General features: G+C 68.3%; 26 protein-coding genes. 21 read left to right on the forward strand and 5 right to left on the reverse strand.

Translation table 11 applies throughout. The annotated features are described in order from the left end of the window. Window positions 1-27 precede the first annotated feature (27 nt). Together ABIB58_RS03610 and ABIB58_RS03615 are read left to right on the forward strand one after the other, a co-directional pair. Window positions 28-996 carry a nucleoside hydrolase gene (locus ABIB58_RS03610; RefSeq protein WP_045809684.1) on the forward strand — a complete coding sequence of 323 codons (969 nt, stop codon included), beginning with the start codon at window positions 28-30 and terminating at the stop codon, window positions 994-996. Beyond that, window positions 993-1841 carry a ribokinase gene (locus tag ABIB58_RS03615; protein WP_045809685.1) on the forward strand — a complete coding sequence of 283 codons (849 nt, stop codon included), beginning with the start codon at window positions 993-995 and terminating at the stop codon, window positions 1839-1841. Before ABIB58_RS03610 ends, ABIB58_RS03615 begins: the two co-directional genes overlap by 4 nt. Here the strand turns inward: ABIB58_RS03615 and ABIB58_RS03620 are convergent. Beyond that, window positions 1835-2746, reverse strand: a complete 912-nt coding sequence (locus tag ABIB58_RS03620; RefSeq protein WP_231576548.1) for a helix-turn-helix transcriptional regulator — start codon at window positions 2744-2746, stop codon at window positions 1835-1837. The genes ABIB58_RS03615 and ABIB58_RS03620 overlap by 7 nt on opposite strands. A gap of 204 nt (window positions 2747-2950) precedes the next feature. Between ABIB58_RS03620 and ABIB58_RS03625 the strand changes: the two genes are divergently transcribed. After that, the gene (locus tag ABIB58_RS03625; protein ID WP_354039151.1) at window positions 2951-4210 is read left to right on the forward strand and encodes a hypothetical protein; all 1260 of its coding nucleotides are present in this window, start codon (window positions 2951-2953) and stop codon (window positions 4208-4210) included. Between the two features lie 100 nt (window positions 4211-4310). Then, window positions 4311-6779 carry a S9 family peptidase gene (locus tag ABIB58_RS03630; RefSeq protein WP_082064332.1) on the forward strand — a complete coding sequence of 823 codons (2469 nt, stop codon included), beginning with the start codon at window positions 4311-4313 and terminating at the stop codon, window positions 6777-6779. A 189-nt stretch (window positions 6780-6968) separates the two neighbouring features. Here ABIB58_RS03630 and ABIB58_RS03635 read toward each other — a convergent pair whose 3' ends face one another. Beyond that, entirely contained in the window at window positions 6969-8099 is a 1131-nt protein-coding gene (locus ABIB58_RS03635) for a zinc-dependent alcohol dehydrogenase family protein (protein WP_354039153.1), read from the reverse strand. 135 nt (window positions 8100-8234) lie between these two features. On the opposite strand from ABIB58_RS03635, the gene ABIB58_RS03640 reads away from it, so the two are divergent. Further along, on the forward strand, window positions 8235-8669 hold the full coding sequence (locus ABIB58_RS03640) for an acyl-CoA thioesterase (protein WP_354039155.1): 435 nt from the start codon (window positions 8235-8237) through the stop codon (window positions 8667-8669). Window positions 8670-8717: 48 nt separating this feature from the next. Beyond that, on the forward strand, window positions 8718-9251 hold the full coding sequence (locus tag ABIB58_RS03645; RefSeq protein ID WP_354039157.1) for a MarR family winged helix-turn-helix transcriptional regulator: 534 nt from the start codon (window positions 8718-8720) through the stop codon (window positions 9249-9251). Window positions 9252-9260: 9 nt separating this feature from the next. Here the strand turns inward: ABIB58_RS03645 and ABIB58_RS03650 are convergent, their stop codons facing one another. Further along, entirely contained in the window at window positions 9261-9461 is a 201-nt protein-coding gene (locus tag ABIB58_RS03650) for a hypothetical protein (RefSeq protein WP_055753936.1), read from the reverse strand. A gap of 137 nt (window positions 9462-9598) precedes the next feature. Between ABIB58_RS03650 and ABIB58_RS03655 the strand changes: the two genes are divergently transcribed. After that, window positions 9599-10372, forward strand: coding sequence for a YebC/PmpR family DNA-binding transcriptional regulator (locus ABIB58_RS03655; RefSeq protein WP_045809692.1), 774 nt, complete (start codon window positions 9599-9601; stop codon window positions 10370-10372). 2 nt (window positions 10373-10374) lie between these two features. On the opposite strand, the gene ABIB58_RS03660 is transcribed toward ABIB58_RS03655, so the two are convergent. Further along, complete coding sequence (locus tag ABIB58_RS03660) at window positions 10375-11160, reverse strand: hypothetical protein (RefSeq protein ID WP_045809693.1); 786 nt, start codon at window positions 11158-11160, stop codon at window positions 10375-10377. Between the two features lie 138 nt (window positions 11161-11298). Here ABIB58_RS03660 and ABIB58_RS03665 point away from each other — a divergent pair, with 138 nt between their 5' ends. From ABIB58_RS03665 to ABIB58_RS03730, 14 genes are all read left to right on the forward strand, one after another. After that, window positions 11299-11817, forward strand: coding sequence for a hemerythrin domain-containing protein (locus tag ABIB58_RS03665; RefSeq protein ID WP_017506442.1), 519 nt, complete (start codon window positions 11299-11301; stop codon window positions 11815-11817). Between the two features lie 76 nt (window positions 11818-11893). Next, window positions 11894-12589 carry an MgtC/SapB family protein gene (locus tag ABIB58_RS03670; protein WP_045809694.1) on the forward strand — a complete coding sequence of 232 codons (696 nt, stop codon included), beginning with the start codon at window positions 11894-11896 and terminating at the stop codon, window positions 12587-12589. Between the two features lie 46 nt (window positions 12590-12635). Next, the gene (gene ruvC, locus ABIB58_RS03675) at window positions 12636-13154 is read left to right on the forward strand and encodes a crossover junction endodeoxyribonuclease RuvC (RefSeq protein ID WP_045809695.1); all 519 of its coding nucleotides are present in this window, start codon (window positions 12636-12638) and stop codon (window positions 13152-13154) included. Beyond that, entirely contained in the window at window positions 13151-13768 is a 618-nt protein-coding gene (ruvA, locus tag ABIB58_RS03680; protein WP_185224503.1) for a Holliday junction branch migration protein RuvA, read from the forward strand. Before ruvC ends, ruvA begins: the two co-directional genes overlap by 4 nt. Before the next feature lie 193 nt (window positions 13769-13961). Next, the gene (gene ruvB, locus ABIB58_RS03685; protein ID WP_045809697.1) at window positions 13962-14993 is read left to right on the forward strand and encodes a Holliday junction branch migration DNA helicase RuvB; all 1032 of its coding nucleotides are present in this window, start codon (window positions 13962-13964) and stop codon (window positions 14991-14993) included. Further along, entirely contained in the window at window positions 14990-15259 is a 270-nt protein-coding gene (locus tag ABIB58_RS03690; RefSeq protein WP_045809698.1) for a BrnT family toxin, read from the forward strand. The genes ruvB and ABIB58_RS03690 overlap by 4 nt, the downstream gene beginning before the upstream one ends. Next, a complete protein-coding gene (locus ABIB58_RS03695; RefSeq protein WP_052689450.1) occupies window positions 15252-15527 on the forward strand; it encodes a BrnA antitoxin family protein in 276 nt (91 codons plus the stop codon). The genes ABIB58_RS03690 and ABIB58_RS03695 overlap by 8 nt, the downstream gene beginning before the upstream one ends. Window positions 15528-15595: 68 nt before the next feature. Continuing rightward, window positions 15596-17062: an alpha/beta hydrolase gene (locus tag ABIB58_RS03700; protein WP_354039163.1), complete on the forward strand. Its 1467-nt coding sequence runs from the start codon at window positions 15596-15598 to the stop codon at window positions 17060-17062. Between the two features lie 5 nt (window positions 17063-17067). Beyond that, window positions 17068-17436 carry a hypothetical protein gene (locus tag ABIB58_RS03705; protein ID WP_354039165.1) on the forward strand — a complete coding sequence of 123 codons (369 nt, stop codon included), beginning with the start codon at window positions 17068-17070 and terminating at the stop codon, window positions 17434-17436. Further along, complete coding sequence (locus ABIB58_RS03710; RefSeq protein WP_354039167.1) at window positions 17433-18296, forward strand: hypothetical protein; 864 nt, start codon at window positions 17433-17435, stop codon at window positions 18294-18296. Before ABIB58_RS03705 ends, ABIB58_RS03710 begins: the two co-directional genes overlap by 4 nt. A gap of 5 nt (window positions 18297-18301) precedes the next feature. After that, on the forward strand, window positions 18302-18760 hold the full coding sequence (ybgC, locus tag ABIB58_RS03715; RefSeq protein WP_045809878.1) for a tol-pal system-associated acyl-CoA thioesterase: 459 nt from the start codon (window positions 18302-18304) through the stop codon (window positions 18758-18760). 26 nt (window positions 18761-18786) lie between these two features. Continuing rightward, on the forward strand, window positions 18787-19221 hold the full coding sequence (locus ABIB58_RS03720; protein WP_045809702.1) for a hypothetical protein: 435 nt from the start codon (window positions 18787-18789) through the stop codon (window positions 19219-19221). A 140-nt stretch (window positions 19222-19361) separates the two neighbouring features. Continuing rightward, a complete protein-coding gene (gene tolQ / locus ABIB58_RS03725) occupies window positions 19362-20114 on the forward strand; it encodes a protein TolQ (RefSeq protein WP_354039169.1) in 753 nt (250 codons plus the stop codon). Window positions 20115-20117: 3 nt separating this feature from the next. Beyond that, window positions 20118-20570 carry an ExbD/TolR family protein gene (locus tag ABIB58_RS03730; protein WP_066554427.1) on the forward strand — a complete coding sequence of 151 codons (453 nt, stop codon included), beginning with the start codon at window positions 20118-20120 and terminating at the stop codon, window positions 20568-20570. Here ABIB58_RS03730 and ABIB58_RS03735 read toward each other — a convergent pair. Further along, on the reverse strand, window positions 20545-21051 hold the full coding sequence (locus ABIB58_RS03735; protein ID WP_354039171.1) for a hypothetical protein: 507 nt from the start codon (window positions 21049-21051) through the stop codon (window positions 20545-20547). The genes ABIB58_RS03730 and ABIB58_RS03735 overlap by 26 nt on opposite strands. Between the last annotated feature and the right edge of the window lie 4 nt (window positions 21052-21055).

Below are 21055 nucleotides of genomic sequence, written 5' to 3' on the forward strand. Positions count from 1 at the left end.
CGCGGCCCGCCTGCCTAGTCATGAGCTGTGTCTATTCAGTCCCTGATCATCGATTGCGACCCCGGCGTGGACGACGCTGTGGCGCTGTTTCTGGCCTTCGCCGCGCCCGAGCTGGAGCTGCTGGCCGTCACCACGGTCGGGGGCAATGTCCCCGCCGCCAAGACCCAGCGCAATGCGCGCATCATCCGCCAGATCGCCGGGCGCGAGGAGGTGCCGGTGTTCGGCGGGGCGGAGCGGCCGCTGAAACGTCCGCCGGCGGGGGCGAGCGAGTTTCACGGGGTCGAGGGTCTGGGCGATCTGGAGCCGTTCGAACCGACGGGGATCGTCGGCGACGGACCGGCCGCCAACGCCATCGTCGATCTGGTGATGAGCCGGCCCGAAGGTTCAGTCGCCATCGCCGTTCTGGGGCCGATGACCAATCTGGCGCTGGCGATGCGGCGCGAGCGGCGGCTGGCCGAACGGCTGGGGCCGGTGGTCGTGATGGGCGGGGCGCGGTCGGAAGGCGGCAATGTCACCGCATCGGCCGAGTTCAACATCTGGGCCGATCCCGATGCGGCGGCGGTGGTGTTCGGATCGGGGTGTCAGGTGGTCGCCTTCGGCCTGGACGCGACCCATCAGGTGCGCGCGACCGAGGCCCGGATCGCGGCGATAGAGGCCATCGACAGCGAGGCCGCGCGGGCGGCGGCGTCGACGCTGCGGTTCTCGCAGCGGGTGGAGCGCGAGATCGTGGGCTGGGATGCAGCCCCCTTGCATGACCCGTGTCCCATCGCCTGGCTGATCCAGCCTGATCTGTTCGAAACCAAGCCCTGCCGGATCGAGGTGGAGACGGGTTCGGACCTGACGCGCGGGCATACGGCGGTGGAGTTCCGGATCGATCCGGCGACGGCGCGGCATCGCTGGGCGGTCGCGGCGGACGCGCAAGGGGTGTTCGATCTGATCGTCGCCAAGCTGAAGGCCCAAGCTCTGGAGGCTGAGGCGCTGGAGGCCGGCGCATGAGGATCACCGTCGTCGGTTCGATCAACCTGGATCTGGTGGCCACCGCGCCCCAACTGCCGGCGCCGGGCGAGACGGTGACCGGGGCGACCCTGGCGCGGCATCCCGGCGGCAAGGGCGCCAACCAGGCGCTGGCGGCCGAGAAGCTGGGGGCCGAGGTCTGTCTGATCGGCCGGGTCGGCAACGACGCCATGGCCGGCGAGGCCCTGGCCCTGATGGAGGATCTGGGCGTCGATCTGGCGGGGGTGGAGGTGGATGTGGCGGCCCCGACGGGCGTCGCCCTGATCGCCGTCGATCCGACCGGCGAGAACCAGATCGTGGTCGCGGCCGGCGCCAACCACATGGTCACGCCCGAACAGCTGCCCCAGCGGATCGAGGGGGCGCTTATTGTACAGCTGGAGCTGCCGATCGAGACGGTCGAGGCGGCGGTGGGCCGGGCGACCGGCTTCGTCTGCGCCAATCTGGCGCCCGCCGCGCCGGTGTCGGAACTGCTGCTGCGCCGCGCCGACCTGATCGTCGTCAACGAGACCGAGGCGGCCTTCTACGGCGACGGTCTGCATCGGGGCGGCGGTCGAGTGGTGGTGACCAAGGGCGCGCGAGGCGCGGCCATGTATCAGCGCGGCGTCGAGATGGCCTGGGCGACCCCGCCCGCCGTCGAGGCGGTCGATGCGACGGGCGCAGGCGACGCCTTCGTCGCCGCCATCATGGTGGCTTTGCTGGAAGGCATGGACCCGGCCGAGGCCCTTCGCTTCGCCTGCGCCGCCGGAGCCTTCGCCGCGACCCGCCCGGGCGCGCAACCCTCGGCGCCGGAGCGCGATCAGGTCGAGGCGCTGCTCAACGCTCAATAGACGCGGGCGCTGACGGCGCCGCGTCGGCGCATGCCGGGATGAACCAGATTACCGCACGCCTTCACGAAACGGCTGCGCCAGGGTTCGGAAATTGTCGGCGCTGAAATGGTCTGGCCATCAAAGGTGAAGGCGATGGATGCGCCCTGCGCCAAGGGCTCCAAAATCTCGTCTGCGATCGAAAATGCGTATTCAAGGGCGGGATCGTCAGCATCGCCTTTCACCCGAGGTGAGCCTGTTCTGACCACCCCGTCGCCGACCCGCAGGTCCATTTCAGGTTGGGGCCATGCATCGCGGGGTGAAAATCCCCGCACGATGGCGGTCATGGATAGGCCTTTGCAGACTAGCATGACCTGCGGGGTCGCACTGTACGGTTTGGACGGATTGGGAACCAGGAAGGCGACGGCCGGGACGTTAGGGCTAAAGAATCCTCTCCATTCCTCCCCTCCAGAGCTATGCGCGGCCGACCCTAGCGGTGATGTGGGTTGAGAGGATGAGACAGCCGGATATTGAAACCTGCTGGTGACGAGGCCCGCCAATGCGGCCGCAAAAATTACTCCGAACGCCATCGCTGTTTTCCACAAACTGACCTTGCCGGTCGCTGCTCGATACGAGCCCGACCAGTGCCGCTCGGGCGTCTGGCGGCCAACACCGAATAGTTTGGGCCGAATTTCTTGTGGCGGCTGTGGAGCTTGATCGGCGAGACGGCGCGCCAACTCGCGGCTGCTGACTGCGCCGGTTTTACGCCGTGCCGATCGGAGCCTTTCGTTGACGCTATTGACCGACAGGCCCGTCAGATTGGCGATGGTCTTGGCGGTGTGACCCTGAGCCAGAAGACGCAGCAGGTCCTGTTCCTGGGCGGTGAGACGGTCGAGATTTAGAGACATGGAATGGCGCCGAACGGACATGCCTGTCGTTCCTAGGCAAAGGCGCCGAGAGCGGAAACTCCGAAGACGCCGCAGGCCGCTACGATTTTCTTGTGGCAGTCGAAATCGAGTCGATGCGCAACAAGGCCGAAAGAGGCACCGTTCACACGCAAACCTTCGGCGCGGCGACAGCTCGCCATATTTCCGCCAAGCACAACCTGCGATTTAAAGGAAATGGAGGGGCGAATGCTGACACGACGAGGATTAGGGCTGGCGGCCGTTGCGACGGGCGCGCTGGCTGTGCGACCTGCTTGGTCGCAGACGCCATTGAGCGCCGAGCAGCAGTTCATGGTCGAAGGGCGGTATCTGCCGCAGTACCTCGAGCTGAAGGCGCAGGCGGCCGCAGGCCGTCCGGCGGCGGGAGGCTTCCTGGCGCAGTATGCCGCCTTTCTTGGCGACGAGGCGACGGCGATCGGCGGCGATGAAGAGGATCGGCCGGCCGACGCCGAACTGCCAGACCTGTCGAATGCCGAGAGCCGCGATGCCCTGTACGCCATCGTCGAAGCCGCGACAGCCAGGCAGATCGTCATACTCAACGAGGCGCACAACATATCGGGCCATCGCGGTTTCGCGACGCGCGTCATGCGGGCGTTGAGACCGCTGGGTTTCGACACCTTCGCCGCCGAGACCTTCGTTCAGCCGCAGCAAGAGGCGGCGCCCACGATACGCAGATACAGGCGCGGCGATCCCTTCCATTCCGGTTTCGGATACTACATCGCCGACCCGGTCTATGCGGAGGCCGTAAGGGAGGCGGCGGCGCTCGGTTACACATTCGCGGACTACGAATGGCGCTGGGACCAAAGGCCGCCGGCGACGGTGTCAGGAGATGAGCAGATCGCCGCGCGAGAAGCGGCGCAGGCCAAAAATTTGGTCGAGACCGTGCTGAAAGACCGACCGGATGCGCGAATCTTCGTCTTGTGCGGCTATAGTCATGCCATGGAGCTTGAAGGGCGCGGGGGCCTGTGGTTCGCCGCTCGGCTGAAGGCGCTGACCGGCATCGATCCCCTGACGATCGAGCAGTCCTGGAACTGGCCTGCAACGCGGCCGCAAGCCGATGCGCCGCATGTCGCCGCTGTCTTGAAGCGCTTCCAGCCGACCGCGCCTATCGTTGTGTCGCGCAACGGGATCGCCTTCGCCAACAGCGATTTCGAAGGTCGAGTGGACCTGAGCGTCTTTCATCCGAGACTGGAGCGCGTGGCTGGACGGCCGGGCTGGCTTGCGGCTGACCCCCTGCGAAAGGCGGTCGAGGTCTCGATCCCGGCTTTTGAAGGCCCGGCCCTGGTGCAAGCGCTGCATATGCAGGAAGGCATGGTCATCCCGGCAGATCACTTTCTGCTGGAGGCGGGCCAGGCGCGGGGGACCATGATGCTCAGGCCCGGCGACTATGTTCTGCGGTTGGAAACGACGCGAGGGATTGAACCGGCGTTCGGGGAAATCGTCGTCTGATGCCGCCAGCGACCTAATGACCGCCTGACCCAAAACGGGTTGGCGCCGGCGCGCAGGCGGGGTTAGGTCTAGCCCACGGGTTTTGTGGGGACTTCAGACGATGATGATGCGTGGACGTGGGGTTGGGCTGGTTCTGGCGGCGGTGCTGCTGAGCGGCGTGGCGGGTGCGGCGTTGGCCCAGAACGCGGGGCCGGCTGCGGGACCGATGGTTTATCAGCAGCCGCCGGCGCCGATCGCGGACATCCTGGACGCCAAGCCGACGCCGTCGTCGATGCTGAGCCCGGATCGGCGGACGCTGGTGCTGATGGATCGGTCCAACCTGCCCAGCATCAAGGCCCTGGCCGAGCCGATGCTGCGGCTGGCGGGGACGCGGATCAATCCCAGGAACAACGGCGCGGCCGAAAGCCGGGTGGCGTGGCTGACGGGGCTGAGCCTGCAGGCGGTGGACGGCGGGCAACCTCGCGTCGTGGCCCTGCCCGACGGCGCGCGATTCACGGCGCCGCGGTTCTCGCCGGACGCCAAGTCGCTGGCCTTCGTGCTGGACCGGCCGACGGGGCTGGAGCTGTGGGTGGTGGATGTGGCCACGGCGCGGGCGCGTAAGCTGACCGATCCGGTGGTCAATATGACGGGCGGGACGGGTTATGAGTGGCTGCCCGACAGTTCGGGCCTGCTGGTCGAGGCGGTCCCGGCCGGGCGTGGTCCGGCGCCGGACGTGACGGCGGCGCCCACGGGGCCGAACATCGAGGAGACGGCCGGGCGGGTCGCGCCGGTGCGGACCTATCAGGACCTGTTGTCGAACCCCGGCGACGAGGCCCTGTTCGACCATTATTTCACCAGCCAGCTGACGCTGGTTCCGCTGAACGGCCGTGCACGGACGATCGGCGCGCCGGCGGTCTATCTGGATGCGTCGGTGTCGCCGGACGGCCAATACATCCTGCATGAGATCGCCAAGCGGCCCTATTCCTATGCGGTGCCGGACGACCTGTTCCCGACCGAGATTGTGGTGACGGATCTGAACGGTCGTGTGGTGCGCACGGTCGCCGACCTGCCGCTGCGGGACGACGTGCCGACCGCCTTCGACGCCGTGGCGCCGGGGCCGCGTTCGGTCGGCTGGCGCGCCGATGCGCCGGCGACCCTGACCTGGGTCGAGGCGCTGGACGGCGGGGACATTCGGCGTGAGGCCGAGTTCCGGGACCGGGTCTTCATGCAGGCCGCGCCGTTCACGAGCGAGCCGGTCAAGCTGATCGATTTGAAGGAACGGTATGGCGGGATCGTGTGGGGCCGGGACGACCTGGCCATCGTCAACAGCCGCTGGTTCAACACCCGGCACGAGACGCGCTTCGTGGTCGATCCGTCCAACCCCGGCGAGGGCCGGGTGTTGCTGGAGCGGAACTATCAGGCGCGCTACGACAATCCGGGTCAGCCGGTGACCCAGCCGAATGCTCAAGGGCGCTCGGTGATCCGCTTCGATCCGCAGGGGCGCATCCTGATGTCGGGCGCGGGGGCGACGCCGCAGGGCGAGTTCCCGTTCCTGGCCGCGATGGATCCGGCGACGGGACGCAGCGAACGGCTGTGGACCTCGGCCAATACGGATTACGAGGCGGTGGTCGGTTTCCTGGACGCGGACGGCAAGCGGGTGGTGACGCAGCGCGAGACGCGGCTGGATCCGCCCAACCTGCAAATCCGCGATCTGACGACGGGCCAGACGACGCGGCTGACCAACTTCCCCGATCCGGCGCCGCAGCTGGCCGAGGCGACGCGGCAACTGGTGACCTATGAGCGGGCCGACGGGGTCAAGCTGTCGGGGACGCTGTATCTGCCGGCCGGTTACGACAAGGACCGCGACGGGCCGCTGCCGATGCTGATGTGGGCCTATCCGGCCGAGTTCACCGACGCGGCGGTGGCGGGCCAGACGGTGGACGTGCAGAACCGCTTCGTGCGGCCGGGCGGGTCCAGCCATCTGTTCCTGCTGACCCAGGGCTATGCGATCTTCGACAACCCCTCCATGCCCATCATCGGCAAGGACGGGGCCGAGCCGAACGACACCTATGTCGAGCAGCTGACCGCCGACGCCCAGGCCGCCGTGGATGCGGTGGTGGCGATGGGGGTGGCGGATCGCGACCGGATCGCGGTCGGCGGCCACAGCTACGGCGCCTTCATGACGGCGAACCTGCTGGCGCACAGCGATCTGTTCCGCACCGGGATCGCGCGCTCGGGGGCCTATAACCGCACCCTGACGCCGTTCGGCTTCCAGTCGGAGCAGCGCAACTATTGGGAGGCGACCGAGGTCTATACCGAGATGTCGCCCTTCACCTATGCGAACAAGCTGAACGAGCCGATCCTGCTGATCCACGGCGAGGCGGACGACAACTCGGGCACCTTCCCGGTGCAGTCCGAGCGGTTCTATGCGGCGCTGAAGGGGCTGGGCGCGACCGCGCGTTACGTCACCCTGCCGCTGGAGGCGCACGGATACCGCGCGCGGGAATCGGTGGGTCACACCCTGTGGGAGATGACCCGCTGGCTGGACCAATATGTGAAGAACGCCCCGCCGAAGCCGGCGACGAACTGAGACGCCGCTCCAGGTCCGCTGAACTGCGTCATTCCGGGGCGTCCGAAGGACGAACCCGGAACCCAGGGGACTGTTTCCGGTGGCTGACGCGGCAGGCACCGCAGATGCTGACCTGGGTTCCGGGTTCCTCGCTCTGCTCGGCCCCGGAATGACGATCAGCGCCGGGTTTGTGAACAGGCCCGCGTCTCGTCACGGTCGTACGATCAGCCGCACCACCTCGCCGGCGTGGAGGCGGTCGAAGCCGGCGTTGATGTCGTCCAGGGGAATGACGCCGCTCATCAGGCGATCGACGGGCAGGCGGCCCTGGCGATACAGGGCGACGTAGCGGGGGATGTCGCGGCTGGGGACGCAGGTGCCGATGTATGAACCCTTCAGCGTGCGCTCTTCGCCGACCAGGGAGACGACGTTGACGGCCAGCGCCGCATCCGGCGGCGGCAGGCCGGCGGTGACGGTGGTTCCGCCGCGCCGGGTCATCTTCCACGCCGCCTCCAGCGCCCGGACCGAGCCGGCCATTTCGAAGGCGAAGTCGGCGCCGCCGTTCGTCAGGCCGCGGACCTGATCGACCGCATCGGGATCGGCGGCGTTGACCGTGTGGACGGGCCCCAAGGTGCGGGCCAGGGCCAGCTTGTCCTCGGACAGGTCGACGGCGACGACGGGGCTGGCGCCGCTGGCGAGAGCGCCGAGCACGCTGGCCAGGCCCACGCCGCCCAGGCCGATGACCACGACGCTCTGGCCCGCGCGGACCTGGGCGGTGTTCACAACGGCCCCGACGCCGGTCAGGACGGCGCAGCCGAACAGGGCCGCCTCGTCGAACGACAGGTGGGGATCGATCTTGACCAGCGAGCGGCGCGAGACGACGGCCCGCTCGGCGAAGGCGGAGCAGCCGAGGTGGTGGTTGACGGGCTCGCCCTCGCGGAAGATGCGCCGGGCGCCGGACAGAAGCTCGCCCCGGCCGTTGGCGGCGGCGCCGGGCTCGCACAGGGCGGGACGGCCGCCGGCGCACGGATTGCAGCGGCCGCACGACGGCATGAAGACCATGACGACGTGATCGCCGACGACGAGATCGGTGACGCCGTCCCCCAGCGCCTCGACCACGCCCGCCGCCTCGTGCCCCAGGGCCATGGGCAGGGGACGGGGCCGGTCGCCGTTGATGACCGACAGGTCCGAATGGCACAGGCCCGCCGCCTTGATCGCGACCAGCACTTCGCCAGGGCCGGGCGGGGCCAGGGTGACGGTCTGGACCGACAGGGGGCGGCTGTCGGCGTAGGGGCGGGCGGCGCCCATGTCAGACAGGACGGCGGCGCGGGTCGTCAGGGTCATCGGAACTCCCTTTGGCGCGCGCTGCGGCCAGCGCGTTCGTGATCAGGCGTGTACCGATAGGCGCTTGACCTAACGTCGTCCAAGCTAGAGCGTCGGGATCGAGAGCGACGGATCGCGTCGCCGAGGGAGACGACGATGCCGAAACGAGACGAGGGCGCGCTGGCGCAACGGGCGACCTACAAGGCCTTTCACATGGTCTCCACCCGCTGGGCCGACAACGACCAATACGGCCATATCAACAACGCCAAATTCTACGAGTTCGTCGACTCGGCGGTGAACGCCCATCTGCTGATCGCCAATGCGCTGACGGAATCGATCGGCCTGGTGGTGGATTCGGGCTGTCGCTACACCTCGTCGCTGAAGTTTCCCGATGTGATCGAGGTCGGGATCAAGGTCGATGCGATCGGCACCTCCAGCGTCACCTACGGCTTTGCGGTCTTCAAGCGTAGCATCGACGTTCCCGCCGCCATCGGCCATTTCGTCCATGTCTATGTCGACGCCGAAACCCGCCGGCCCAAGCCCCTGCCGGCGCGACTGAGAAGCGTGGTGGAGAATCTTCGCGCGGGGTAGGGGCTTTCGCCGTTCGCCTGAAATCCAGCGCCTGTTTGCGTGATGCCTATGCCTTCCGACCCCGCCGATCTCGATTACGCCTTCTATCTGAGCCTTACGGAGGCGGATGCATCAACGACCGGGGACAATCCGCGCGGAAGCCTGGAACAGGTCGTGTCCGTGCGCATCGCCTTTGTCGCGCGGGCGTGGATCACGCGGGCCAATGCGTTATTTCGCGGCCGAGGCTATACGGCGGCGCAGCGCGCCCACCTCTATGTTCTGGCGTCCAAGCCCAAGGGGCTGACGCAGTCGGAGTTGGCGGCGATCCTGCGGATATCGGAGGCGTCGCTGTCACGCCGCATCAAGCTGTCGATCGAAGAGGGGCTGGTGTCGCGCCATCCGCTGAGCGGCGACGGACGCGCCAACCTGATCCGGCTGGAGCCCAAGGGGCTGGACGCGCTGAACACCTCCGATCGTTTGGCGCGCGAGGATCGCACCCGACTGCTGGCCGGCGTCACCGACGAGGAACTGGCCATCACCGCCAAGGTCCTGAAACTGCTGACGGACCGTATCCCGCAAACGCCCGAACGGCCGGACGCATAGTCCTGTAGATCAGTCGTCCAGACGGCCGATCAGGAACAGGGCGCCGACGGCGGTCAGGGCGCCAAGGGTGAAGGCGGTGACGATGGCGCCGGTGGCGACGGCGGTGGAGACGGTGACCGGACGGGCTTCGTACCACTCGACGATGTCGGCCTCGTGCAGGTCCTCGTCCATATAGCCTTCGGCTTCATAGATGGTGTCGTCGGCGGTCATGACTTTACGCTCCGTCTGTCTCGCCCGGATCAATACGCCCAAACGGTCGAGGTTCCACCCCTGCTGCCTATCGTGACAGGATGACGCTCTTCGTTTAGGACCGCCCGCTCAGGTTCAGAACGCTCAAAGACGATCCCATGGCCGGCCACTCGAAATTCAAGAACATCATGCACCGCAAGGGGCGCGCCGATGCGCAGCGCTCCAAGCTGTTCTCCAAACTGTCGCGCGACATCACCGTGGCGGCCAAGTCGGGCCTGCCGGATCCGGCGGCGAACCCGCGCCTGCGCCTGGCGGTCAACAACGCCAAGGCCGAAAGCCTGCCCAAGGACGTGATTCAGCGCGCCATCAACAAGGCCTCGGGCGGCGACGTCGATACGATGGAAGAGGTCCGCTACGAGGGCCGGGGTCCGGGCGGCGTGGGCATCATCGTCGAGGCCTTGACCGACAACCGCAACCGCGCGGCGTCCAACATCGGCGCGGCCTTCAAGAAGAACGGCGGCGCCCTGAGCGAGATGAACTCGGTCGCCTTCATGTGGGATAAGGTCGGCAAGATCACCTACGCCGCCGAGGCCGGTTCGGAAGACGCCGTGATGGAGGCCGCCATCGAGGCCGGCGCCCAGGACGTCGAGAGCGACCTGGTCAAGCCCGATATCTATGAGGACGCGCCGGGCCACACGATCTGGACCGCCTTCGAAGACCTGAACGACGTGGCCGAGGCCATGTCCAAGGTGCTGGGCGATCCCAAGTCCACCGCCATCGTCTGGAAGCCGCAGTCCGAAGTGCCGGTGACCGGCGAGGCCGTCGGCACGCTGTTCAAGCTGCTGGACGCGCTGGACGCCGAGGACGACGTGTCGGCGGTCTATTCCAACGAGGACATCTCCGACGAGGACGCGGCCAAGTACGCGGGCTGACGTCAGGCGGGTTCGGCCGTCGCCCTTGACGGCCGAACCGGCGACCGACGCGGCGGAACGCGTCTCCACGCCAGAACGAGCGCCGCCAGCGCCGCCGCCATCGCGGCGAGGGCGAAGGGGGCGACGGGCAGCGTGCTGAAGCCTACCGCGATCCGCGCCCAGGCCGTCGAGGCCCCGATGGTCTCGAACAGCAGGATATGGACCACCATGATCGCAGCGACGATCAGGAAGGGCCAGCGCCCGCGGGGTTCGACCCAGGCGGCTGCAAGCGCCACGGCGATGGCGCTCAGTTCGCCCGAATGGAAGAAGCGTGGGATCGGCAGGCGCGCGATCACCGGCGGCAGCACCAGGATCGCCGTCGAGAGCAGGCAGGCCGCGTGGACGGCGATGTTGCGGCGTCGCGCCATGGCGACAGACACGAAGCCGACCAGGGCGACGGTCGAGACGATGTCATGCAATCCCAGACGGGCGCCCAGGGCGGCGTAGAAGGGATCGGTCTTCAGCGCGAACTTGGTCGCCATACTGTGCAGCACAAGAACGGCCGCGCCGGCGAACAGGGGCACGACGGCGAACACGGCCAGACCCGCCGCGCGATGAAGCCGACGATCCGCGCGGTGCGCGCTCCAGCTTTGAAGGCCGATCAGGGCCAGCCAGACCGTCGCGGTCATGCCGTGGGCATGAAAGGCGAAGGAGGCGGACGGCAAGACGCCGAAATAGGCGGGCCAGAAGGCCAACAGCACGACCGGCGCCAGCAGCAGCATGGCCCATGCGGCATGACGATACGGCATTTCTCTTCCACCAGCTTCCGACGGAGGATGTCACGCAGACCGCTGTTCGCCAAGACGACGGGCCACGCGAGTCGTTCGCACGGAACCGGGTCGTGCGCCGGGCGTAACGAGGCTTCACCGTTACGCCTGGAGCCCCCTATGGACATCACCCAGCTGATCCTCGACGACCATGCCGAACAGCGTCGACTGTTCGCGATCATCGAACAGATCGACCCCAAGGACACCGATGCGCTGAGCGCCGTCTGGTCGCGGTTGTCGGCGTTCCTGGATGTGCACGCCGAGGCCGAGGAGCGGTTCTTCTATCCCGAGCTGCTGAAGCAGGGCGAGGGCGCCAATGACGCCGAGGACGGCACGGTCGAGGGCGAGACCGAGGACGCCATCGAGGACCACAACAAGCTGCGCGACGCGGTCAAGGCGGTCGAAAAGCACAAGGTCGGGACCAAGGCCTGGTTCGACGCCGTGGGCGAGGCGAACGTCGTCAACTCCAAACACATGGGTGAGGAAGAGCGGCAGGGGCTGACCGATTTCCGTATGAACGCCGACGTCGAGACGCGCCATGCGCTGGCGGTCAAGTTCGCCGCCTTCGAGGCCGAGCACATCACCGGCGTCAAGCCGGTGAACAAGGACCCCGAGACCTATATCGAAAAGCACGGCTGAGGCGGCCGCTGCGACCACGATGTCGCAGCATCGTCCGTCCAAGGAACATCAGCGCCCGGCGCATCGTTGAGCGCGGATGAATCTGGGTAGTCTGGAAGGCGCCGTCCTGCCGATCCTCGGCGCGGTGATCGCGGGCGGGGTCATCGGCTTCGAGCGCGAATGGCGAGGCCGGGCGGCGGGCCTGAGAACGCATATCTTGGTCAGCCTGGCGTCGGCCCTGCTGATGCTGGCGGCCATGTCGCAGGCGGATTGGGCGTTCCGCGCCCTGCCCGACGAGAACATCGTCACAGACCCGACGCGGATGGCGCACGGCGTGCTGACGGGGATCGGCTTCCTGTGCGCCGGGGTCATCTTCCGCACCGGGTTTTCGATCCATGGGCTGACCACGGCGGCGTCGCTGTGGATCACTTCGGCGATCGGCATTCTGTTCGGGGCGGGCCTCTATGCGCTGGGCGCGGCGGCGACGGTGGTCACGGCCCTGATCCTGATCGTGCTGAAGCTGATCAGCGGGCGCTTGCCGGCGCGCACGGTGGTGGACGCCGAAGTGTGCTGGGAAAGGCGCGAGGCGTCGCCGGAGCCGGCGATCGAGGCGGCGCTGAAAGCCATCGATGCGGACGCGCGACACGACCGGTTCGAGCTGATCGATGGCCAGACCGTTCGACGGACTTGGCGTTTGAAGGCTGCCGAGGAAAGCCAGCTGAAGCGGCTGGCGGAACAGCTGTGCGCCATACCGGGCGTGGTCGCCTACAGCCTGGACCCGCGCGACGACTGAAAGCGTTCATTGCCCGATAACCCTCTTTGCGGCATGAGGGGAACGGATGGCGAACGAACCTGTCAGTATCATCGGCCTGGACCCCGGTCTGCGACGCACCGGATGGGGGGTGATCGCCTCGGACGGCGCGCGCCTGCGCTGGATCGCGCACGGGGTGGTGGCCCCGCCCGAGACCGCGCCGTTCAGCGAGCGGCTGCTGCATCTGTTCGAGGCGCTGGCAACGATCTGCGCCGAACACGGCTGCGAGGAGGCGGCGGTGGAAGAGGTCTTCGTCAATGTGAACCCGTCCTCGACGCTGAAGCTGGGTCATGCGCGGGCAGCGGTGATGCTGGCGCCGGCCAAGGCGGGTCTGACGGTGGCGGAATATTCGCCGAACCTGATCAAGAAGGCGGTGGTGGGCGCAGGCCATGCCGACAAGAGCCAGATCGCCTTCATGGTCAAACGGCTGCTGCCGACCGCGGGCGACGTGAAGGCGGATGCGGCCGACGCCCTGGCCGTCGCGATCACCCATGCGCAACTCAGGAAGCGGTCCCTGCTGGAAGCGATGCACCGGGGGACGGCGTGATCGGGCGGTTGAGAGGCGTGCTGGCCGAGGTCGGGGAGGCGGAATGCCTGATCGACTGCGCGGGCGTGGGCTATGTCGTGTCGTGCGGGGCGCGGACGCTGGGGCGACTGCCGGCGCCGGGCGACGAGGCGACGGTGCATGTCCATTCCCAGTGGAGCGAAGATGCGGGGCCGCGCCTGTATGGATTTCTGACGCGCGACGAGCGGCGGGCCTTCACGACCCTGCTGGCCATTCAGGGCGTGGGGCCCAAGGCGGCGCTGGCGGTGCTGGACGTTCTGCCGCCCGGCGAACTGGCGTCAGCGGTGGCGCGCGAGGACAAGGCGGCGGTGGCGCGGGCCAACGGCGTGGGGCCCAAGCTGGCGTTGCGGATCGTGACCGAGCTGAAGGGCAAGGCCTTGGGCGACGCCACCTTTGCGCCTGTCGCACCCGGCATGCACGTCGAGATCGCACCGCCCGTTCCGTCCATCACCGGCGAGGCCGTGTCGGCCCTGCTTGGACTGGGCGTCGCCGAGGTCAATGCGCGCCGGGCCGTGGATCAGGCGTTGATCCGTCTGGGCGAAGAGGCGGAGCTGTCGGCGGTGATCCGCGCGGCGCTGCAGGAGTTGGGGCGGTGATTGGAAGGGAGTGGCGAGTGGCGAGTGGCGAGTGGCGAGACGTGAGAAGTGCTAGTGAGCAAGAGGTGAACTGCGGCGCGTCTGCGGTCTTCCGGATCCGCTCACCCCTGCGCTCACTTCCCGGCTCACTCTTCACTCTTCACTCGCCACTCGCCACTCGCCACTCAACAGCCACTCGCCACTCGGGCCAGCCATGACCCGCGTCATCTCCCCCGAGGCCGAGACCGGCGAAGCCTTCGATCGCGCGCTGCGGCCGCAGACCTTGTCGGAATTCGTCGGCCAGTCGCAGGCCAAGGGCAATCTGAAAGTCTTCATCGATGCGGCGCGCGGGCGGGCCGAGGCGCTGGACCATGTGCTGCTGTTCGGACCGCCGGGACTGGGCAAGACGACGCTGGCGCAGATCGTGTCGCGCGAGCTGGGCGTGGGGTTCAGGGCGACCTCGGGACCGATCCTGGCCAAGGCGGGCGATCTGGCGGCGATCCTGACCAACCTTGAGCCGCGCGACGTCCTGTTCATCGACGAGATCCACCGCTTGAGCCCCCAGGTCGAGGAGATTCTGTATCCGGCCATGGAGGATCATGTGCTGGACCTGATCATCGGCGAGGGGCCGTCGGCGCGCTCGGTGCGAATCGACTTGGCGCCGTTCACGCTGGTGGGGGCGACGACGCGGGCGGGCCTGCTGGCCACGCCGTTGCGCGACCGGTTCGGCATTCCGCTGCGACTGGAGTTCTACACCCCCGACGAACTGACGGCGGTGGTGCGCGGCACGGCGCGCAAGATGGGCGCAGCCATCGACGAGGCGGGCGCGCGCGAGATCGCGTCGCGGGCGCGCGGCACCCCGCGCATCGCCGGGCGCCTGCTGCGCCGGGTGCGGGATTTCGCCTCGGCGGAAGGGGCCGAGACGATCTCGAAACTGGTGGCGGCGCGGGCCCTGGCGCGGCTGGAAGTGGACGAGGCCGGGCTGGACAGCCTGGACCGGCGCTTCCTGAAGGCGTTGATCGAGAACTATGGCGGCGGGCCGGTCGGGATGGACACCCTGGCGGCCGCCATCGCCGAGGCGCGCGACGCGGTCGAGGACGTGATCGAACCCTATCTGCTGCAACAGGGCTTCATCATGCGCACCCCGCGCGGCCGCATGGCCTGCGCCAAGGCCTATGCGCATCTGGGCCTCAGCGCGCCGACGCAACCCGCCGCCGGACCCGTGCCGGGCGACCTGTTCGAATGAAAGACGGCCTTTTCGAATATGATCCTGAAAAGGATGCAGCCAACAGGCTGAAGCACGGGCTGTCGCTGGAGGTCGCGCGTCGCATCGATTGGAACCACGTCACGGTCATACCGGACAGGCGTCACGACTATCAGGAGCCTCGGTACCAGATTTATGGTAAGGTGCTGGATAGGCTGCATGTGTTGATCGTCACGCCGAGAGGCGGCGTGTTGAGGATCATCAGCCTCAGAAAGGCTAATCGGCGCGAGGTAATCCAATATGGCTGATCCCAAGGACGACTGGCTGAACCCGGATCATTATGATGACGTCGATATCGACGATCCCGAGAACCCTGAACTAACCGAGGCGGATTTCGCCAAAGGGCGGCCGTTCCGGGACGTGTTCCCCGATATGTTCGCCAAATTGACATCGCAGGCCGTTGCACTCGAACTCTCTCCCGAGACCATCGCAGCCTTCGCCGAGGAAGGCGACGACTGGAAAGAGCGGATGGCGGCGACGCTTGCGGCAGCCGCTCAGGCCAAGCGAGCCGCCTAATCTCCGGTAGGCGGTTGCCAAGCGGGGCGGGCGGGGGTTTGCTGGGGGCGAACCGGAGCCGTCGTCCCATGATCCTGCGCACCCTGGCCGTGATGGCGTTTGCGGTCGGCCTGACCGGTCTGGCGCCGCCTGCGAGGGCGGCGGCCCCCGTCTTCACCGACAAGGCCTGTCCCGGCGATTGGCCGACGGGTCTGCGCGAGGTGCGGTGCGGGACCCTGACGGTGGACGAGGCGCGCGACGGGTCGGTCAGCGATCGGCGCATCGACATCGCGGTGGTCATCTTCAAGGCCAGCGCGCCCTACAAGGACGCCTCGGGCCAGGCGCTGCCGCCGATGGTGATGTTCCACGGGGGGCCGGGCGGGGCCCTGACGCCGGGGGCGGGGCGGATGCTGGCGGCGCTGCGTCGCAATCCGGAAGCCTTTGCGGTGGATCAGGACGTGATCCTGTTCGACCAGCGGGGCGGCGGGGCGAGCAACCCGTCGATGGACTGTCCGGGCGTCGAACTGACCGATGCGGGGCCGCCGTCCGACGAGGATCGCGACGGACTGATCGCCTGTCTGAAGGGCTATCAGGCGCAAGGCATCGACCTGAACCAGTACAACGCCGCCGCCATCGCCGACGACGTGAAGGACATGGCCCAGGCTTTGGGTCTGGCCAAGATCGACCTGTGGGGCGGATCGTACGGGCCGCGCATCGAGGCGGCGGTCATCACCCACCAGCCCCAGATCGTGCGCGCCGCCGTGATGGACAGCCCCTGGCCGCCCGAGGGCAACTGGGCCGTCGGCACGCCCGAACAGGTCTCGGCGGCGGTCAAGATCATCGTGGCCAAATGCGCGGCCCAGGCGGCCTGCGCGGCGCAGCATCCGGACCTTCAGGCGCGGTTCGAGGCCGAGGCGCGCAAATGGCTGGCCGGACCGGTGACAGGCAAGGACGGGCGCAGCTTCAACGTCGACGACCTGTCGGCCTTCCTGATGGACACGACCTATAGCGCGACGGGCGTGCGCAGCCTGCCGGTCGATCTTGACAAGATCATCGCCGGCGACCTGACGCCGGTCGCGGAGATCGCCGAGGACCGCACCTATTATTTCGAGGGCCAGCATATGGCCCACCTGTGCAAGGAAGAGCTGCCGTTCGAATCCAAGGCGCGGCTGGCGGCTGGGGCGGCGGGCGATCCGGTGGCCGAGGTGCTGGTCCCGTCGCTGTCGCGGCTGTTCGACGTCTGCGCGGCGGTGGGCGAACGGCCGGCGCTGCCGATCGAGAATCTGCCTGTCCAAACCGACATCCCGACCCTGTTCGTCGCCGCCGAGATCGATCCGGGCTGTCCGCCGCCGCTGACCGAGGCCGCCGCCAAGGGCTATTCGAACAGCCAGGTGGTGATCGTGACCAATGCGACCCACGGCGTCATCAACGCCAGCCCCTGCACGCGCAAGATGGCGCGTGACTTCCTGCGTGATCCGTCCAAGCCGGTGGATCGGACCTGCCTGCCCGCCGCCGACACGCCGCTGGACTTCACCCTGGATGCGCCCGCCGCATGAGGGTGATGCGCCATCGCAGCCGGCTTCAGCAGCGTCTTATGATCGCGGCGGCGGTGGTTCTCGCCCTGTGCGCGGTCGGCGTCTGGGTGCTGATGCAGCCGGCGAACACCCCGTCGCCCGAGCCGGCCGATGCGCGGGTGATGCGCCAGATCCGCACCCAGGCGGGGCGCGGCGCCGAGCTGCGCTACGCCGAGAATGGCGAAAGGCGATCGGTGTGCGGCTATGTCGGGCGCGTCGCGGGCGGGCCGGCGGTGGGCTTCGTCTCCATCCCCAATCGCATCCTGTTCAGCGACGACCCCCTGCCGACCGAGTTCCGCGAAATGCGCCAAAGCTACTGCCCCGGCTTCATGGCCGCGCCGAACCGCCGGCCGTGATCCGTCGTCGGTTGAAGGGGCCAGCACTCGTCCTGATCGCACAGATCACGGCGACGGCGGCGATCAGCCTGGTGGCGATCCGCACGGCCGGAGCGGGGACGGCGTCGGTTGCGGTCCAGGCGGCGGCGTTTCTGATCGGGGCCATGGCGCTTTGGGCGGCGTCGCGGACGGGGCGGCCGGGCCGGGGTCCGAGGTTGATCTCGACGGCGGCGATCCTGGTCGTCGCCGTCCTGACGCTGACGACGGGTGTGGAGATGCAGGGCGCGCATCGCTGGCTGGCGCTGGGGCCGGTTCTGATCCACCCCGCCTCGCTGCTGGGCGCGCCGCTGCTCTGGCTCGTGGCGCAGGATGCTGACGATGTGTGGACGGCAGGCGTCGCCGCCCTGGCGATCCTGACGTTCGGTCTCGGCTTCGACGGAGCCGCCAGCCTGGCTTCCGCCGTGGGGGCGACCGGGTTGCTGACGGCGGCGAGAGGGTCGTGGAAGACGCTGGCGCCGCTGGCGGCCCTGTCCTGGATTCTGGCGCTGTGGAGCCTGGCGCGTTCGCAGGCCCTGCCGCGCGTGCCCTATGTCGAGGATGTCGTGCCGACGGTCTGGGCGGTGGCGCCGGTCCTGGGTGTTGCGGCGGTGATCGCGCTGATCCTGCTGTCGGCCCCGTTGCTGTGGTTAGGCTGGCGGGCGCGCGGCTCCGGAGCCGCCGTCGGATTGGCCATGGCCGGATTTTGGATCGGTCTGTCGGCGGCCAATCTGCTGGGCGCCTATCCGGCGCCGGTGGTGGGATATGGCGCTTCGCCCGTGATCGGATGGCTTGTCGCGATCGGACTGGCTATGGCGTCTGCACGACGTACGAGGTTCCAGTGACCGCAATCTCCGACCAACCCACCGCCGGCCGTTTCGAGGGGCGCGATCACCTTTTGCCGGTGCGCGTCTATTATGAGGACACCGATTTCACCGGCCTGGTCTATCACGCCAACTATGTGCGCTATTTCGAGCGGGGGCGGTCCGATTTCCTGCGCGCCATCGGGGTGGGGCATGCCGATCTGCTGGAGGAGGCCGAGCCGCTGGCCTTCGTGGTGTCCGAGTTAAATATCAGATATCTGAAGCCCGCGCGGATCGACGACGCCCTGGTGGTGCGCACCGTCTACGAGCAGGTGAAGGGCGTGCGGCTGATCATCCGCCAGAGCGTGGAGCGGGCCGGCGAGGTGTTGTGCCGGGCCGAGGTGACGGCGGTGTGCATCCATCTGGACGGACGGCCGCGACGGCCGTCGAAGGGACTGGTCGAGAAGGTCACGCCGTGGCTGGCGGCCAGTGGAACCGCCGACTAGGATCGCGCCAACGAGGGGGAAACGTCATGGCCGCAGAAACCTACAAAATGTCCGCCAGCGCGGTGATCGTCACGATCCTGCTGTTCGTGCTGCTGATCGGCGGCGGGCTGGTGGGCTGTCCCTATTACAAGGTCTGGGAGCGCAAGATGGCGGGCCAGGCCGAGCTGCAATACCAGCAGGGGGCGCGCCAGGCCCTGATCGCGCAGGCCGCCGCCGAGGACGAGGCGGCGATCAAACGGGCCGAGGCGGCGACGCGCCGGGTCCTGGGCTGGACCGATGCGGCCAAGCGCGGCTGCGCCGAACTGGGCCGGGCGGGCGATCGCCAGTGCGAGGAGCAGCTGCTGAAGGACGCCGCCACCTATTCCATCGCCAAGGAAGGCCACGAGGGCGTCATCATCAGCGTCGGCGCCCCGGTCTCTGTCGCGGTCGATCCGAACGCGCGGCGGACGGCGTCCGAGTAACCTGCCGTTAACCCTTATGACGCGCCTGTCAGATGACGGGCGGACGGGTCGGGGCTAAACGGGCCGGACGCCACACAATGGTCACGTCCGCTCGGTCGAAGAGGGGACGTGACGATCTCGATTCCGCCCGGAGCGCCTGAATGACCACGCCTGTCGACGCCGCGATGATGAACCCGGTCGAGCTGTTCATGACCGCCGACTGGGTGGTCAAGAGCGTGATGATCGGGCTGGCGGCGGCCTCGATCTGGTCGTGGACGATCATCATCGACAAGGCGGTGCGGTTCACGGCGCTGAACAAGCGCGCCGACGACTTCGAAAAGTCGGTTCAGTCGGGCCGGTCACTGGAAGAGGTGGCGTCGCAGGCGGGGCCGGATCCGGACCACGCCCTGCCGCGCATGCTGGTGATCGCCCTGTCGGACTGGCGCGAGGCGCGTCAGCGCGGGGCGTTGAACGAGCACCAGGGCGAGCTGCTGCTGGTGCGGATCGACAAGGCGATGAACAGCCTGATCTCGCGCGAGGGCCAGCGGATCGAGAATGGCCTGGGCGTGCTGTCGGTGGTGGCCACGGCCTCGCCCTTCATCGGCCTGTTCGGCACGGTGTGGGGCATCATGAATGCATTCGGAAGGATCGCGGCGGCGGGCAACACCAATCTGACCACGGTGGCGCCGGCCATCGCCGAGGCCCTGTTCGCCACGGCCATCGGCCTGGCGGCGGCCATCCCGGCCTATATCGCCTACAACAAGTTTTCGATCGACGCGGGCAAGTTCACGGGGCGCCTGGAGGCCTTCGCCGACGATCTGCAGGCCGCCGTGGCGCGCCGCCTGGGCAGCCCGTTAGCCCCGCCGCCTCCACCGCCGCCGTCCAGCGACCTCAGCCTGAAGCGGGGCGTCTGAGCCATGGCCCTGGGCGGTGGTGCGAGCGGCGGTGGGCGCCGGGGACGCAGGGGGCGTAAAGGTCCTCTGACCGAGATCAATGTCACGCCTCTGGTGGACGTGATGCTGGTGCTGCTGATCATCTTCATGATCTCGGCGCCCCTGCTGACGGTGGGCGTGCCGGTCGAACTGCCCAAGACCGAGGCCAGCGCGGTCGAGATCAAGTCCGAGCCCTTGTCCGTCAGCATCGACCAGCAGGGCGCGATCTTCGTCGGCGACAGCGAGACGGCGTTCGACGCCCTGTCCACGCGCCTGCTGACCGAGGCGGGCGGCGCGGACAAGGCGGCCGAGCGGCCGGTGTTCGTTCGGGCTGACGGGCGTGCGCCCTATCAGGCTGTGGCGCGGGTGATGGCGCGGTTGAGCGCCTCGGGCTTCACCAAGCTGAACCTGATCACCGACACGGCGCCGGAGGCCTGAAGCCGTTGCGTCGGCCGAGCCCCGCCATCCTCGGATCACTGGCCCTGCACGCCGGGGTGATCGCGCTCGCCTTCGTGACCTTTTCGCACAAGATGGACGAGGACGAGACGCCGCTGGTCGCCTCGGTGCCGGTGACCATCGTGTCGGAAGAGGTGATCCAGGCGGCGCCGGCGGACAATCCGCAGCCCGAACTTTCGCCTGACGACGCCGCAACCGCCCCGGTGCAGCAGCCCGATCCCGTGCCGCCGACGCCGGAACCGACGCCGCCGCAACCCCAGCCGCGCCCGACCCCGACGCCGCCGCGGCCCACGCCGCCGCGCCCGGCGCCGACGCCCACGCCAACGCCGAAGCCCACGCCGACCCCGACGCCGCCGCGTCCGACGCCTCGACCCCAGCCGCCAACGCCTGCGCCGCCGACCAAGGCCCAGCCGACTCCGCGCCCGGCGACGCCCGCGCCCGCCCGCCCGGCGCCCCAGCGCACAGAG

The sequence above is a fragment of the Brevundimonas sp. UYEF29 genome (assembly GCF_040546195.1).
GTDB lineage: Bacteria > Pseudomonadota > Alphaproteobacteria > Caulobacterales > Caulobacteraceae > Brevundimonas > Brevundimonas huaxiensis.